This is a genomic window from Chryseobacterium sp., from assembly GCF_019236175.1.
In the GTDB taxonomy this organism is placed as follows: domain Bacteria; phylum Bacteroidota; class Bacteroidia; order Flavobacteriales; family Weeksellaceae; genus Chryseobacterium.
Genome location: NZ_JAFAJM010000024.1, coordinates 61,656 through 75,665, shown reverse-complemented (window position 1 = coordinate 75,665; position 14,010 = coordinate 61,656). Strand labels below are relative to the sequence as shown.

17 protein-coding genes are annotated in these 14,010 nt (G+C 35.3%); 10 read left to right on the top strand and 7 right to left on the bottom strand.

The window, feature by feature from the left end; all coding sequences use genetic code 11:
- Position 1 precedes the first annotated feature (1 nt).
- From JO178_RS20265 to JO178_RS20255, 3 genes are all read right to left on the bottom strand, one after another.
- Entirely contained in the window at positions 2–511 is a 510-nt protein-coding gene (locus JO178_RS20265; protein ID WP_291939939.1) for a nitroreductase, read from the bottom strand.
- A gap of 166 nt (positions 512–677) precedes the next feature.
- Positions 678–1,127, bottom strand: a complete 450-nt coding sequence (locus JO178_RS20260) for a hypothetical protein (protein WP_291939937.1) — start codon at positions 1,125–1,127, stop codon at positions 678–680.
- Positions 1,128–1,359: 232 nt separating this feature from the next.
- Entirely contained in the window at positions 1,360–1,890 is a 531-nt protein-coding gene (locus JO178_RS20255) for an SRPBCC family protein (protein ID WP_291939934.1), read from the bottom strand.
- A 206-nt stretch (positions 1,891–2,096) separates the two neighbouring features.
- Between JO178_RS20255 and JO178_RS20250 the strand changes: the two genes are divergently transcribed.
- The 6 genes from JO178_RS20250 (at position 2,097) to JO178_RS20225 (ending at position 8,585) form a co-directional block, all read left to right on the top strand.
- The gene (locus JO178_RS20250; protein ID WP_291939930.1) at positions 2,097–4,133 is read left to right on the top strand and encodes a M3 family metallopeptidase; all 2,037 of its coding nucleotides are present in this window, start codon (positions 2,097–2,099) and stop codon (positions 4,131–4,133) included.
- Positions 4,134–4,414: 281 nt separating this feature from the next.
- Positions 4,415–4,837, top strand: coding sequence for a hypothetical protein (locus JO178_RS20245; RefSeq protein WP_291939929.1), 423 nt, complete (start codon positions 4,415–4,417; stop codon positions 4,835–4,837).
- Positions 4,824–5,555 carry a class I SAM-dependent methyltransferase gene (locus tag JO178_RS20240; RefSeq protein ID WP_291939926.1) on the top strand — a complete coding sequence of 244 codons (732 nt, stop codon included), beginning with the start codon at positions 4,824–4,826 and terminating at the stop codon, positions 5,553–5,555. The genes JO178_RS20245 and JO178_RS20240 overlap by 14 nt, the downstream gene beginning before the upstream one ends.
- A gap of 5 nt (positions 5,556–5,560) precedes the next feature.
- Positions 5,561–6,409: an SAM-dependent methyltransferase gene (locus JO178_RS20235; protein WP_291939923.1), complete on the top strand. Its 849-nt coding sequence runs from the start codon at positions 5,561–5,563 to the stop codon at positions 6,407–6,409.
- 93 nt (positions 6,410–6,502) lie between these two features.
- Positions 6,503–7,591: a serine hydrolase domain-containing protein gene (locus JO178_RS20230; RefSeq protein WP_291939920.1), complete on the top strand. Its 1,089-nt coding sequence runs from the start codon at positions 6,503–6,505 to the stop codon at positions 7,589–7,591.
- A 379-nt stretch (positions 7,592–7,970) separates the two neighbouring features.
- Positions 7,971–8,585, top strand: coding sequence for a hypothetical protein (locus JO178_RS20225; protein ID WP_291939918.1), 615 nt, complete (start codon positions 7,971–7,973; stop codon positions 8,583–8,585).
- A 26-nt stretch (positions 8,586–8,611) separates the two neighbouring features.
- Here JO178_RS20225 and JO178_RS20220 read toward each other — a convergent pair whose 3' ends face one another.
- From JO178_RS20220 to JO178_RS20205, 4 genes are all read right to left on the bottom strand, one after another.
- On the bottom strand, positions 8,612–9,631 hold the full coding sequence (locus JO178_RS20220) for an NAD-dependent epimerase/dehydratase family protein (RefSeq protein ID WP_291939915.1): 1,020 nt from the start codon (positions 9,629–9,631) through the stop codon (positions 8,612–8,614).
- A 59-nt stretch (positions 9,632–9,690) separates the two neighbouring features.
- Positions 9,691–10,266: a Crp/Fnr family transcriptional regulator gene (locus JO178_RS20215; protein WP_291939913.1), complete on the bottom strand. Its 576-nt coding sequence runs from the start codon at positions 10,264–10,266 to the stop codon at positions 9,691–9,693.
- Between the two features lie 225 nt (positions 10,267–10,491).
- The gene (locus JO178_RS20210; protein WP_291939910.1) at positions 10,492–10,860 is read right to left on the bottom strand and encodes a hypothetical protein; all 369 of its coding nucleotides are present in this window, start codon (positions 10,858–10,860) and stop codon (positions 10,492–10,494) included.
- The gene (locus JO178_RS20205) at positions 10,860–10,994 is read right to left on the bottom strand and encodes a hypothetical protein (RefSeq protein WP_291939907.1); all 135 of its coding nucleotides are present in this window, start codon (positions 10,992–10,994) and stop codon (positions 10,860–10,862) included. The genes JO178_RS20210 and JO178_RS20205 overlap by 1 nt, the downstream gene beginning before the upstream one ends.
- 100 nt (positions 10,995–11,094) lie before the next feature.
- Between JO178_RS20205 and JO178_RS20200 the strand changes: the two genes are divergently transcribed.
- The 4 genes from JO178_RS20200 (at position 11,095) to JO178_RS20185 (ending at position 13,696) form a co-directional block, all read left to right on the top strand.
- Positions 11,095–11,712: a TetR/AcrR family transcriptional regulator gene (locus JO178_RS20200; protein WP_291939904.1), complete on the top strand. Its 618-nt coding sequence runs from the start codon at positions 11,095–11,097 to the stop codon at positions 11,710–11,712.
- A 9-nt stretch (positions 11,713–11,721) separates the two neighbouring features.
- Complete coding sequence (locus tag JO178_RS20195) at positions 11,722–12,186, top strand: GNAT family N-acetyltransferase (protein WP_291939902.1); 465 nt, start codon at positions 11,722–11,724, stop codon at positions 12,184–12,186.
- A gap of 17 nt (positions 12,187–12,203) precedes the next feature.
- Positions 12,204–13,028 (top strand): helix-turn-helix domain-containing protein, encoded by an 825-nt coding sequence (locus JO178_RS20190; RefSeq protein WP_291939899.1) that lies wholly within the window; start codon positions 12,204–12,206, stop codon positions 13,026–13,028.
- Positions 13,029–13,105: 77 nt separating this feature from the next.
- Positions 13,106–13,696, top strand: a complete 591-nt coding sequence (locus JO178_RS20185) for an NAD(P)H-dependent oxidoreductase (protein ID WP_291939897.1) — start codon at positions 13,106–13,108, stop codon at positions 13,694–13,696.
- Positions 13,697–14,010: the final 314 nt, after the last annotated feature.

The window sequence follows — 14,010 nt, the reverse complement described above, 5'->3', positions numbered from 1 at the left end:
CCTATACCATTCCCATATAGAAAAGTCCCAGACATTTCTGGTTTTCCTCAATGGTCAGAGATTCTTTCAAATAGTCTACGATTTTCGGAGAACTCCAGTAGCATCCTACTTCATTGGCTGTGCAGGTCAGGTACATATTCTGTACTGCCATGGAGGTCGCAGCAATTTCTTCCCAATCTGGAACCATCCCGCTGAAATTAACGACAATAGAAACAACAACATCGGCTTTATTGATTTTAAATCCTATATCATTGTATTTTTTCTCCAGGAAAAGCTGTTCCGGTTGAGTTGCTTTATAAATGGCCTGCATTTCTAAAGCCAGCTTGGATTTTTCTTCTCCTTTGAATACTTTAAAACGCCAGGGTTTTGTACGTTTATGATTCGGAGCGCACGTTGCTGCGTTTAAAATTTCGTCAAGAATTTCCTTAGAAATTTCCGCATCGGTATAATCTTTTGGGAAAATACTTTTTCTTTGTTCTATGATTTCTTTTAAAACTTCTGCTTTATTCATAGATACAAAATTACAATATGTAACTTAATATTTGGGATCAGAGATCAAGAATTTAATCAGGATTTTGTTGTTTATAATTATCATTTTTATTTACGTCTTACAAACAACTATAAATCTGAAAGAATATACTTCTCAACGTTTCTCTTTTCCGGCATCAATACGATTTCTATAATACTTCTACAATCTTCTGATGAATTTTATTTAAGGTAAATTCGTCTCCGGATTTCATTCCCATCATTTTCTTAGCCATCGGGCTTTCCGGCGAAATAGCATAAAAGCGATCTCCTTCAAAAAAGAACTCTCCTAATGACACTGAAATATAAAAACGGGCTTTATTAGTAATTACCAGAGAACCCAGCTGAACTCTTTCAGTAGCGTTATTCAGAACTTTTGCCATATTCCGTCTAAGATCATTTAATGCACCGAGCTGCCTTTGCATCTGGTAAATTTCCTCCTGCATTTCTTCCCGCATACTGTCATATTTCGGTGTCTTTTTAATGTCACGGCTTGCTTCCAGAGTAAATTCAATGAAATTTTTCAATTTTTCAATTTTCTCTGCAATCGTAATTTTTACGAAGTCTCTGATATCGCTTTTTTCAAATACAATCTTCTCCATAAATCGATTCTTTATTATAAAGATAATATTTTTAAAATAATAATTTAGTGTTTCACTGAAAAGGAAGTATAAGAGGAAAAAAAACATTCACCCTTACCTGATATGAAATACATAATTAATACCATTATTGATTTCTTTTGTACAAAAAAGCCATCTTGAAACAAGACAGCTTTTTTCATTCACGAATGCATCATAAAAATGCTGTATCGTGATCATTGGAAAATAGATTCCTTTATTTTTCAGACAATTTTTTCAGGTCTTCAAGTCCCTGGCCAAACATTTTATCCATATTGCTGTTCATCATGGGTTTCATAATCTTCATCATGGCATTCAATTCATTATCAATCATCCAGGTCACTTTTGTTCCGCTTCCTTCGGGTGTTACTACAAAAGCTGCTTTGGCATCCCCTTCAAAAGGCTGGATAAAATGAAGCTTAGTCATCATCTTTTCTCCGGGAACAATTTCAGTAATCGTCTGCTCTCCTTCGCCAACATTTTTATCTCCTTTCCAATGATAGGAATCTCCTACCTTATCTCCTTCTCCCGAATAGGTAATTACGATATTTTTATCTGCTTTTGAAAAAGGGTCCCAGGCATTATATCCTTTCAAAGAACCTACATACTGCCATACTTTCTCTTTAGGAGCATTGATGACAACAGATTTTTCATAGTGATAATCTTTACTGAAAGCCAAGACAGCAACCAGTGCGTATACAATAATCAACAGGATGATGATACCGATAATTTTTAAGAGTGTTTTCATAGTTTATATGTAAAGGGTTATTTATTTAAATGTATAAATCTGTTCTCAAAATTAAATATTTCAACATCACTCCACCTTTTCATATGACAAGATTAATTAAAGATAAGTATTTTTGTCATAAGTTGATATTAAGGCATTATTTTTGACCGTTTCAGCTGTGGTTCTCCGATGAATCATTACATTTACTTTATAATAAAATTCGAAAAATGAATATTTTAACAGAGAAATTTAACACTCCATATCATTCCGCACCATTCAATACGATTAAAAATGAAGATTACCTTCCTGCGTTTAAGGAATTAATTCAGAAATCCGAAGAAGAAATCAATGCTATCGTCAACAATCCGGACGCCCCTACTTTTGAAAATGTAATTGAGGCATTAGCATATTCCGGCGAACAACTGGACAGAGCTTCCAATATTTTTTTCAATTTAAACTCTGCTGAAACAAACGATGAACTTCAACAGCTGGCTCAGGAAATTTCTCCGATATTAACTGAATATTCTTCAAAAATATCTCAAAATGAAGCCCTGTTCAATAAAATCAAAAAGGTATATGATGAAATAAGTTTATCTGATCAAAAAGATCATAAACTTCTGAATGAAGAACAGCAGATGCTTTTGAATGAAACATATAAAAGCTTTGTAAGGAGTGGCGCTTTACTGAACGAAGAAGATAAAGAAAAATTAAAGAAAATCAGCATGGATCTGTCTTTAAAATCTCTTCAGTTCGGACAAAATGTATTAGCTTCTACGAATGCATATTTTAAACATATTGCAAATAAAGAAGAACTGGCAGGAATTCCAGAGGCTGTCATTGATCAGTTTGCAGAAGAAGCTAAAGAAAGAAATCTTGAAGGGTGGGTAGTTACACTGCAATATCCAAGTTATATTCCTTTCATGACCTATGCCGAGAATCGTGAGCTGAGGAAAGAGCTTGCTCTGGCTAATGGTAAAAAATCATTTGATGGCGGTGAATTTGATAACCAGCAACTCATTAAAGAACTCCTGCATTTGAAACAACAAAAGGCTGAACTTTTAGGTTATAAAGATTACGCGGATTTTGTTCTTGAAGAAAGAATGGCCAAATCTCCGGTCAAAGTTTTTGATTTCTTGCATGAACTTTTAACGAAAGCCAAGCCTTATGCCGAAAAAGAAATTGAGGAATTAAAATCTTTGGCAAAAGCCGATGGAATTGAGGATATGCAAAGCTATGACCATGCTTTTTATGCTGAAAAGCTTCGTAAACAAAAATTCGACCTTAATGATGAAGAATTAAAACCTTATTTCCCGCTAAATCAGGTACAGGATGCTGTTTTCGGACTGGCAGGAAAACTTTTCGGATTAACTTTTGAGGAAAGAAACGATATTCCAAAATATCATGAAGATGTACAGGTGTATGAAGTAAAAGAAAATGGCATTTATAAATCGCTCTTATATGTGGATTATTTTCCGAGAAAAGGAAAAAGAGCCGGCGCATGGATGACAAGCTACAAAAATCAGTACAAACAGAACGGAGAAAATTCACGTCCTCATATTTCTATTGTCTGTAATTTCAGCAAGCCGGCAAAGGATAGTCCAAGCTTATTAACATTCCAGGAAGTAACAACTTTATTCCATGAATTCGGGCATGCCCTTCACGGAATGATGGCCGACACTCAATACCCTTCTCTTTCAGGGACATCTGTAAAATGGGATTTTGTAGAACTTCCGTCTCAGTTTCTGGAAAATTTCTGTTATGAGCCTGAATTTTTAAAGACATTTGCAAAACATTATAAAACCGGAGAAGTTCTTCCTGATGAGAAGATTGAAAAAATTGAACAATCTAAAAACTTCATGGAAGGATATCAGACATTAAGACAACTTGGTTTTGGATTGCTGGATATGAATTACCATACAAGAGCCGAGGAACTTAACAACGAAAGTATTAAAGACTTTGAAGACAAATACACCACAGCTACCGCTCTATACCCCATTAATCCTGAAACGGCAATGAGCCCAAGCTTTTCTCATATTTTCCAGGGTGGATATTCATCAGGATATTATTCTTACAAATGGGCAGAAGTACTGGATGCTGATGCTTTCCAGTATTTTAAAGAAAACGGTATTTTCAATCCTGAAATCGCAGCGAAATACAAGGTTCTTCTTTCTTCAGGCGGAACAAAAGACCCTATGGAACTGTATAAAAATTTCAGAGGAAGTGAGCCGAAAGTAGAGAGTTTACTGAAGAGAGCTTTTGGATAGAAACAATAAGAACAGGGTATTTTACCATTCATTTTTTGATATCCTTCCAGATAAAAACAGCTATTTGAAGCCAATAAAAGATCCTTTACTTAAGTTAAAGGATCTTTTTAACATACATAAGTTCTGGCAAAAACCCTGATAATTCCCTTTAAAAACGAGCTGCAAAACCCGTTTCTATTCATATCGTAAATGTTGTATTTAAACTTCTAATCTATTGAAATAATTGTCGTAACTTTACATTAGACATTATGGAAACAAGTTTATTCTAACAATCGACAGCTATGGAAATTGCACATAAAAACAAAACAATTATTATCAATTTTATAATTGGTACCGTATGGACAATATTGGGAATAACTTACTTTTTTGAATCTCGAAATTCACAATGGAAACCTATTCTAACCTGTGTAGTGGGTCTGCTTTATTTTCTAATGGCAGCTTATGAATATATCAATAAATATATCATTATTACCCATCAGCAGATTACGGTAAACACACTGCCTAAAAAACATATCAATCTTGATGAAATAATATCGGCAGATTACCATACTAATAATTACACTTTTAGCACTTCTGATAAAACTTTAAAAGTGGTTGCCTCCCGGATTGACCCCAAGGATCTTCCAAAGTTTGACATATTTTTTAACGAAATAAAGTCCAAATTAATGAACACAGATCCGCTTTTATCCCATGAAAGAAAATAAATATGATCAGCCCTCTTTTTTTGATCAGTATGAAAAAATGCTCAGGTCCCGGATAGGACTGGAAGGAGCCGGTGAATGGCATACGCTGAAAAATATGCTTCCTGATTTTAAAGGAAAAACTGTTCTTGATCTGGGCTGTGGATTCGGATGGCATTGCCGTTATGCTATAGAAAATGGTGCAACCTCCGTTATAGGAATTGATCTTTCTGAAAAAATGTTGGCCAGAGCTAAGGAAATCAATAATCCTGAGGGTATTCAATATGAAAAAAAAGCATTGGAAGATGCAGACTACCCTGACCAAAGCTTTGATATTGTCTTAAGCTCACTCACATTACATTATGTGGAGTCGCTGGAGACGATTGTTCAGAATATTTACCGATGGCTGAATTTCGGAGGGTACTTTATATTTTCCGTGGAACACCCTATTTTTACAGCAGAAGGAGGCCAGGACTGGATCTATGATAAAAACGGTGAAAAAACCTGCTGGCCGGTTGATCGTTACTTTATTGAAGGTACAAGAAACACTACATTTTTAGGAGAAAATGTCATAAAATATCACAGAACTTTAACTTCTTATGTGAATACATTACTAAAGCACGGATTCAAAATCCGCGAAGTTGTTGAACCGCAGCCCGGTCAGGAAATGCTGAAAGAAATTCCCGAAATGAAAGATGAGCTTCGCCGGCCTATGATGCTCCTGATCTCAGCTGAAAAATAACTTCTATGGAAAATCAAAGCCTTCCACAGCCGGATAACACAGCAATAAGAACTGCTTTATGGAGAGCTTTACATATACAGGCAGATGCTCTCCCCCACATTCTTGAAGACGAAACCGGACTACAGCTCATTAACCCGCAAGAAGGATGGCAGGAACGCCCCGATATGAAATACACCAAGCGTTTGCGAGCCTCCATTGTTGGCAGATCACGTTTTATTGAAGATACCATTATCCGGGAAAATAAAAAAGGAACCCAACAATATATTATCCTTGGAGCCGGGCTTGATACTTTTGCCCAACGCAGACACGATACCACTCCCCAACTTCAGATTTTTGAAATTGATCAGCCGGAAACACTGGTATGGAAACAAAAACGTCTTTCTGAAATCGGCTGGAATCTTCCGGAAAACCTTCATTTCGTCCCTGTAGATTTTGAAGTTTCATCATGGTGGAATGAGGTTCTGAAAGCAGGATTTGACAACAGCCGGCCTGCTGTGATTGCCTGTACCGGAGTTACTTTGTACCTTACCAGAGAAGCTATTATTTCTACATTACAGCATATCGTCGGGTTGGCTCCCGGATCAAAACTAGCCATAGCTTTTTATTTACCTATACAGCTTCTCGATGAAGAGGATCAGCCTATGCAGGAAATTGCGGAGAAAGGAGCCCTCGGGGCCGGAACCCCTTTTATAAGTTTCTTTACCCCTCAGGAAGTGTTAGAAATAGCTCAGGACATAGGATTTAAAAATGCTGAAATCATTTCCACCCCCGATATTAAACATCTTTATTTTTCACACCGGACTGATGGTCTGGAACCTGCCAGTGGAGAATTTTTTCTATTAGCCAATTTATAGTCCAATTATTATTTTAATTAAAAAATCAGATAACTATATTGTATTACATAGTAATTGAAATAATACATATCTTTGCATAACAAAGTATAAAATATGATTACTAAAAAACTGATAGCCAAAATCGTACTATTTGTTCTCTTTATCCATAATGTGGATGCACAACAATCCATCAAAAACTATGAGAAGAAAATTGACAGCTTAATTTCTACTGAATTTGGAAACCAAAATGAACCCGGCGGCGTATTTCTCGTCTACAAAAAAGGAAAAACGCTATATCGGAAAGCTTTTGGAAAAGCCAATCTGGAACTCAATGTAAATATCAACCCAGATCAGGTTTTCCAAATCGGATCTATGACCAAACAATTTACTGCTGTATCTATTTTGATACTGGAACAGCAGGGTAAACTGAAGGTAACTGATCCTATTTCAACCTATATTAAAGATTATCCTAATGGAGATCATATTACGATTCATCATCTTCTGACTCATACTTCAGGAATTAAAGATTTTACCAAAATGAAATCTCTACCATCCATCGCTCAAAAAGAAATGAAACCAGAGGCTATGGTCGATTTCTTCAAAAATGAACCGGTTGATTTTGCTCCGGGAGAAAAATTTGATTATAACAATTCAGGATATGTAATTCTTGGGCATATCATCGAACTGGTTTCGGGAGATACCTATGAACATTTTATTCAGGAAAATGTTTTTGACAAAGCAGGAATGTCTCATTCTTATTATGCCTCCGACAGGAAGCTTATCCCCAAAAGAGCATATGGCTATCATAAAAAAGAAAATAGTTTTGTGAATAAAACAATCATTAGCTTTAGTGTCCCGTTTTCTTCCGGATCACTGATGTCTACAGCGGATGATATGCTGAAGTGGCAACAGGCTTTACAACAAAATACACTGTTGAATAAAGAAGAAACCCAAAAGGCATTTCAAAAATATAAGCTTAATAATGGTGAAGAATTTACCTATGGATACGGATGGCATTTGAAAGAAATCAATGGAACTCCTGACCGTGAGCACGGGGGAAGTGTCTTTGGATTTAAAAGTATGGGGGTTTATATTCCTTCTGAAGATTTATATGTCATTGGTTTAAGTAATTGCGATTGTCATTCTCCGACTGAAATCACCAGAAATATTGCAAAAATCACCCGGACATCTGTAAAAAAATAAGACCTGATAAAAATAACAACTTCAAAAAGACGGGCTTCAATAAAAAATATTATTGTAGGATTTATCAGCCATGATCTTCTGGGTAGAGATAATGAAATTTATCATCACATATATTGCATTGAAGTGACAAATGTCTCCTCTTATGAGTTTTATTTTAATTTTGGTTTCTATAGCTTATGTGGTGTATGAAATTTCTTATCAAGCTTGTCTCCGGACCCATTTTGATTTTTAAAAGTAAAAATCCGGAAAGAAACAGCATCGCACTGCATGAAACAATTCATTAGCTGATATATGATTTATTGCATAACATTTTTTAACACAAGTATCTGCATATTTTGTATCTTTAATAACCATATTCATAAATTATTGGTAAAAAACCATGGAAGAAGCACTTCTTTTCATCAAAACCAATCCTAATATTGCCAAAATTAATTTGTACAATAAGCTTTGCCGTGAAGAAGAAGAGCTCTCAAAATTTATACCGGCAAATTCCCAAACCGACCTTGAAAAGATAAAAGAAAAAATAAAAGATTCCGTAGAAGAGCTTAGCAAAAAGGAGCTTCTGCATATTTTTTCATGGTTCAGCCATTTATATCCTTCAAATCCTGAAGAAATAAAAACACAACTTTTCGTTCATGGAATTGATCTTTTCTATGAAATTCCATCTCCTGATCATGTACAGCATTTTCTACAGGTTCTTGCGGATTATGAAAAATCCACACAACAACATTTTGATTATATTGTGAATGCTCAGAATTTCAATCAGTTTCTGATTTACGGGATTTTTTTCACCGCCTTATTGAATAAGGAACATGAGGAGGAAAATATTCTTTCTGATTACCTAAAAGCAGATCATTCTTCTTTGTACACCTTAGCAGAAAATCAGTTTTATTTAAAAAAACCTGAGGAGAAAACAGACACCAATCTTCATCTCTATTTCAACGATTTATATGATTTAACTAAATTTTATAAAGGGTCTATTATTCAGCTTTAAAATTCTTTACAATAAAAAAGAAGCGGTTAAGCTTCTTTTAAAATTTCAGGATTTTTCATCAGGTATTTCAATGCTTCTTTCACTGCAAGCTCAGGGCTTTTAGGATTGAATCCCAATTCATTTCTGGCTTTGGAGATATCAAAATTCTGTTGTAAGCCTGAAAACATTGCAATATCTTTTCTGGTGAGTACCGGAGCTTTTCCTTTTATTTTAGCTGTAAATTCCATGATGGCAGCTATGGCAAATAAGAGTACCTTAGGAACGGAACCGGGAATTTTCAAATGAAGCTCAGGATATAATATATCAGCTAAAAGAGTAGTTTCTGTAATGCTCATACATTTTTCATTAGCCAGAATATAACGTTCACCGGAGCGACCTTTTTGAGCGGCGAGAAAACACCCTTCGGCAACATCTTTTACATCCACCCAGTTCAGAGTAATTTTTGTATCTACCGGAATCTGTCTGTTGAGGATCAGCCTCAATACATTATAAGAAACATTCAGAGGCAGAAAGGCTTCGCTTCCTATCATTGCAGAAGGCATTACAGAAACCAGATCTATCCCCAGATTTGCAGCAAGCTCAAGAGCCAGTTTTTCCCCGTCATTCTTGGAATTATAATACATATCTCTCCTGTCCGGATTATATCCGTTGCTTTCTTTAGCCGGAAGCTTTGTATAATCAAGAGCAGCAATTGAACTTACATAGACAATTCTTTTTACACCCGCTTCAGCGGCAGCTTCAATGGTATTTCGGGTACCGTTGATATTGACATCATAAATTTCTCTTTTGGGATCTTTTGCCCATAATGTAAAAGAAGCTCCCACTGCATAAAATGTTTCCACTCCCTGCAGTGCTTTTACAAAAGACGCTTTATCAGTAATATCAGCCTGTATCACCTCGCAATCCAGCCCCTCAAAAGGCTTTTTATTTTTAATATTTCGTACCGTAGCCCTTACAGGAATTCCTTTTTGTACTAAAAGTCTTACTAAATTATTTCCCAGATGTCCGTTTGCTCCTGAAACCAGACTTAGATTATGCTTTATCATTGTATTGATTTTAATATGACAAAGTTCTTAGTCTTACATTGGGAAATGCTTGACTTTTGTTAGTTAATTATTTTTCTTCTGATCCGGCTCAGGCTTTCGGGTTTCATTCCTAAGAAAGAAGCAATATACTGAATAGGTACATTCTGAATAATGCCGGGGTAATCTTCCAGAAGTTTGAGGTAACGTTGTTCTGCTGTCAGTGCAGACAATTCTCTGGAGCGGTTTTCATTGTAAATAATAGATTGACGGAAGACAGAGATGCTGAAATTTTTCATGGCCTGGCTTATGTCTATTAAATGATCCAGATTGAGTTTAGAAATTCTAAGAAGTTCACAATCTGTAATACATTCTACATGATCCTGCGATCGGGTTCCGTTGATAAAATGAGTATACGAAGTAAAAAAACCTGGCGGACAATTGATATGGGTGGTTATCTGATTACCCTTCTGATCCAGATAAAATAATCTGAGATACCCTGAAACAATATAATACAGATATACAGGAACTTCTCCTTCTTTTTCTATCACTGTATTTTTTAAAAACTTTACAGGTTCAAAACAATTTTTAACAGCCTCAATATCTTCGGGAGTAAAATCATGTTCTAACTGAATATATTGTAAGAGTTTATCATGCATTGAGGGTAAATATTTTCTGAATATTCCACAAAAATACTCAAAAGAAAACCGAACGGCAGTTTCCCGTTTAAAAAACTTTTTTCATCAACCTATGTAATATCTTTTCCGGTCCAATTGTCTTATATGAAACATTACAAAGAAGCTATAAAATTTCTTTAACAGAAAATGCAGAACCAGGATCAGACAGGATAAAAACTATAACTCCGACCAGCAGTTTCCGATAGCTCAGAATCTGTTGGTCTTTTTGTTTTTACTCATTATATGTAGAATGTAATATCCTATTCCGCCAAGAAAATAAGCCAGGACATCAAAAATATCTCCGGTGAACAAGTCTGACAATCCAGGGCAAATTACTTCAAATAAAAAAGATATGTATACAACTGAAGTCAAAACAAAATTAAGGTCAGGTTTCCAATGATAGCCTAATATTCCATTCATAATATACTCTATCAGGTAACAATACATAGGAACGGAAATAAGATCCGTAAAATGATTATTGATCACAGGAATGTAAATATCATTCTCTCTTAATACGATGATGAATGCCCAGATTACCAGTCCTGATAAAAACCAGTATGAAATCTTTTTTTCCATTACATATGTAATATAGCCATTATAAAACCGATGATAACCTGTAGTATTTTTGCAGCTATATCCTGCATATCCGTTTCATTTTTCTTTTCTTTTTTTTCTGCAGCTTCGTAATCAAATATTTTTTTCCCTTCCATTTTTTTGAATTTTCTACTGCAAAGATAAATCAAATTAGAACAATTGTTCTAATTTTTAAAAATGATATCGATTAGCTTCTTATATTCTTATCTTTGAAAGATGAAAACCAGGGATAAGATTTTATTTAAGGCACTTGAACTGTTTAATGAAAAGGGATACAATACAATTACTACGCGGCATATTGCTGCAGAGCTCAATATCAGTGCAGGAAATTTACATTACCATTTCAGGCATTCGGAAGATATTATTAAAATACTTTTTACAGAGCTTAGTTTAAAAATGGATGGGTTGCTGAATACCATGAAAAAAATGGAAAATACAACACTGGAAGACCTTTATCAGTTTACCCTTTCAACCAGTAAGATTTTTTATTCGTATCGGTTTATTTTTGTGAATTTCGTGGATATTCTGAAAAACATTCCTGAAATAAAATCGCAGTATGAAGGAATACATATCAGCAGAAAGGAAGAATTTCAGGTGATCTTTTCAGGTTTTCAAAAAAATGGTATTTTAAAAAAGGATGTTCCTGATTTTATTATGGATAGTCTTATTCAGCAAATATTCATTATTGCAGATAACTGGATCACTCATAATTATATGATTTTAAAACTGAACGAAACAAAAGCTGTACACCATTATACACTGCTGCAGATGAATCTTTTCTATCCTTTTCTTACTGAGAAACAGCAAAAACTCTACGAACAACAATATATTTAAAAATAAAATATGATAATCAGGGAGGGAAATATAAATGACTTATCGGCAATGAAGCAGCTGTTTGCTGATACCATTACTTATGTCTGTCAAAAAGATTATAATAATGAGCAGATCGAGGCATGGAAATCGGGAACGGAAAACGAGACCAGGTGGCATAAAGTTATGCAAAATCAAATGGTTTTGGTTGCTGAATCTGGCCATAAACTTATAGGCTTCTGTACACTTGATCACGGAAGTTATATTGATCTGCTCTTCATCCATCATCAATATCAGCAACAGGGAGTTGCCTTAAAATTGTATACTCAGATTGAGAAAGAAGCACTACGGCAAGATACTACTGAACTAACCGCTGATGTGAGCATAACCGCTAAACCTTTTTTTGAAAAAATGGGTTTTAAAACGATCTGTCAACAAACTGTCAATATAAAAGGTGCAGACCTCATCAACTATAAAATGAGTAAAAAAATAGACTAATTAAACCGTAATATCTTATGCAGGAGTTACAGCCGGAATATAATGAGTTGAGAATTTCAGTTCCAGAGAAATTTGCGAACGTATTCACACATTTCTATTTTGCAGAAAATATTTCTGATCATCCTGTGACCAAAAAGCTGCTTCCTACTTATCAGACCATACTTTTATTTTGTTTCGGTGAAAGTGCCTCCATGACGACACGTGAAAATACGAAGATCAGCGTGGACAAATGCATGGTATCCGGTCCTGTAAGACAAGCTTTTGAATATACCCTACCCCCTCGGACATCTATTCTTGTTGCTAATTTTAAAGACAATGCTTTCTTTAGATTTTTCGGGAAATTTTCAATGGAAAATAAGGTTGTCACCCATCCGGATGAGCTTCTGGAAGAAAATTGTTTCACCAGTGTATGGCAACAACTGAGCGAAATTACCTCTCCAACAGCACAGGTAGATCACATTTTAAAATTTTGCAGCCTCTACCTGAAAGAACAGGATAGTACCGGACAGCTTTTAAGCAGTTTTGAGAATGAACATCTGAGTGCCATAAAGGTAATTGCTGAAGAAACCCGACAGACTGAAAGAAATATCCAGCGGAAGCAGAAAGAACAGTTCGGATATTCACTAAAAGAAATCAGCCGCTATCAACGTTTTTTAAAGGCTATAAAAATCATAGAGGAAGAAACTTCAAAACAAAATCCGGTGCAATGGTTTGCCATTATTGATGAATGCGGATACTATGATCAGAGTCAGCTCATTCATGATTTCAGACATTTTATTAACATTTCTCCTGCTCAATATCTGAAATTCCAGCAGGATATCTGTAATCCGAAATCAAAATAACCGTTGTTTCGTTTTCTTACAATTTTTACAGATACCGCTGTTCTAATTTTGTCTCAAGAATTTAAAACAATACAACAATGAGACATTTGATTATTTACGCTCATCCGAACGAAAACAGTTTAAACCGAAGTATTCTGAATCATGTCACAGAAACACTTCAATCCGAAAATCATGACATAAAAATTCGGGATCTTTATCACCTGAATTTCGATCCGGTCTTATCTCTGGCCGACATGCAGAAACAATACAGCGGAAAGGTATCCGATGATGTAAAAGAAGAGCAGGATTATATTTCCTGGGCCGAACAGGTTACTTTTATTTATCCGATATGGTGGACTGGTTTACCGGCGATCATAAAAGGCTATATAGACCGAGTCTTCAGCTATGGGTTTGCATACCGCTATGATCAGGGGATACAGAAAGGACTTCTGAAAGGAAAAAAAACAGTAATTATCAACACCCATGGAAAGTCTCATGAAGAGTATAAACACATCGAAATGAACAAAGCACTCACCCTTACTTCCGATCATGGAATTTTTACATACTGCGGTTTTGAGATTATCCGACATTTCTTTTTTGATAAGGCAGACAAAGCGACTTCCGAAGATCTTGAAATATGGAAAGAACAAATTCAGAATACATATAGCCAGTCTGTTTCCAACATCTGAAAACCGATATGACTATGGCATGGTATTCGCTACGAAAACGATAAGTAAAATTGTTTTGAACCATTATTTTAAACCATTAGGACGGGTTACAATATCTTCTTATAGCCCGGACTGTCTTAATGGTTTAAATATTGGATCTTCAGAGGATTAAGTATATTTATACTTCAGATGAAACACTTAAACAGCATATTGCGTCTTCCGTTTTTCAGTGAATATTACAACCCGACCTATTGTTCGGGAAGACTTTCTATAGCTGTACTTTAATAAAATAATCTAACATATATATAGAGCCCGGACAATCCCTGTCCGGGTTT

Excerpts from the sequence above, each read along its gene's own strand:
- JO178_RS20265 (WP_291939939.1), bottom strand. The coding sequence starts at position 511 with ATGAATAAAGCAGAAGTTTTAAAAGAAATCATAGAACAAAGAAAAAGT.
- JO178_RS20260 (WP_291939937.1), bottom strand. The coding sequence starts at position 1,127 with ATGGAGAAGATTGTATTTGAAAAAAGCGATATCAGAGACTTCGTAAAA.
- JO178_RS20255 (WP_291939934.1), bottom strand. The coding sequence starts at position 1,890 with ATGAAAACACTCTTAAAAATTATCGGTATCATCATCCTGTTGATTATT.
- JO178_RS20250 (WP_291939930.1), top strand. The coding sequence starts at position 2,097 with ATGAATATTTTAACAGAGAAATTTAACACTCCATATCATTCCGCACCA.
- JO178_RS20245 (WP_291939929.1), top strand. The coding sequence starts at position 4,415 with ATGGAAATTGCACATAAAAACAAAACAATTATTATCAATTTTATAATT.
- JO178_RS20240 (WP_291939926.1), top strand. The coding sequence starts at position 4,824 with ATGAAAGAAAATAAATATGATCAGCCCTCTTTTTTTGATCAGTATGAA.
- JO178_RS20235 (WP_291939923.1), top strand. The coding sequence starts at position 5,561 with ATGGAAAATCAAAGCCTTCCACAGCCGGATAACACAGCAATAAGAACT.
- JO178_RS20230 (WP_291939920.1), top strand. The coding sequence starts at position 6,503 with ATGATTACTAAAAAACTGATAGCCAAAATCGTACTATTTGTTCTCTTT.
- JO178_RS20225 (WP_291939918.1), top strand. The coding sequence starts at position 7,971 with ATGGAAGAAGCACTTCTTTTCATCAAAACCAATCCTAATATTGCCAAA.
- JO178_RS20220 (WP_291939915.1), bottom strand. The coding sequence starts at position 9,631 with ATGATAAAGCATAATCTAAGTCTGGTTTCAGGAGCAAACGGACATCTG.
- JO178_RS20215 (WP_291939913.1), bottom strand. The coding sequence starts at position 10,266 with ATGCATGATAAACTCTTACAATATATTCAGTTAGAACATGATTTTACT.
- JO178_RS20210 (WP_291939910.1), bottom strand. The coding sequence starts at position 10,860 with ATGGAAAAAAAGATTTCATACTGGTTTTTATCAGGACTGGTAATCTGG.
- JO178_RS20205 (WP_291939907.1), bottom strand. The coding sequence starts at position 10,994 with ATGGAAGGGAAAAAAATATTTGATTACGAAGCTGCAGAAAAAAAAGAA.
- JO178_RS20200 (WP_291939904.1), top strand. The coding sequence starts at position 11,095 with ATGAAAACCAGGGATAAGATTTTATTTAAGGCACTTGAACTGTTTAAT.
- JO178_RS20195 (WP_291939902.1), top strand. The coding sequence starts at position 11,722 with ATGATAATCAGGGAGGGAAATATAAATGACTTATCGGCAATGAAGCAG.
- JO178_RS20190 (WP_291939899.1), top strand. The coding sequence starts at position 12,204 with ATGCAGGAGTTACAGCCGGAATATAATGAGTTGAGAATTTCAGTTCCA.
- JO178_RS20185 (WP_291939897.1), top strand. The coding sequence starts at position 13,106 with ATGAGACATTTGATTATTTACGCTCATCCGAACGAAAACAGTTTAAAC.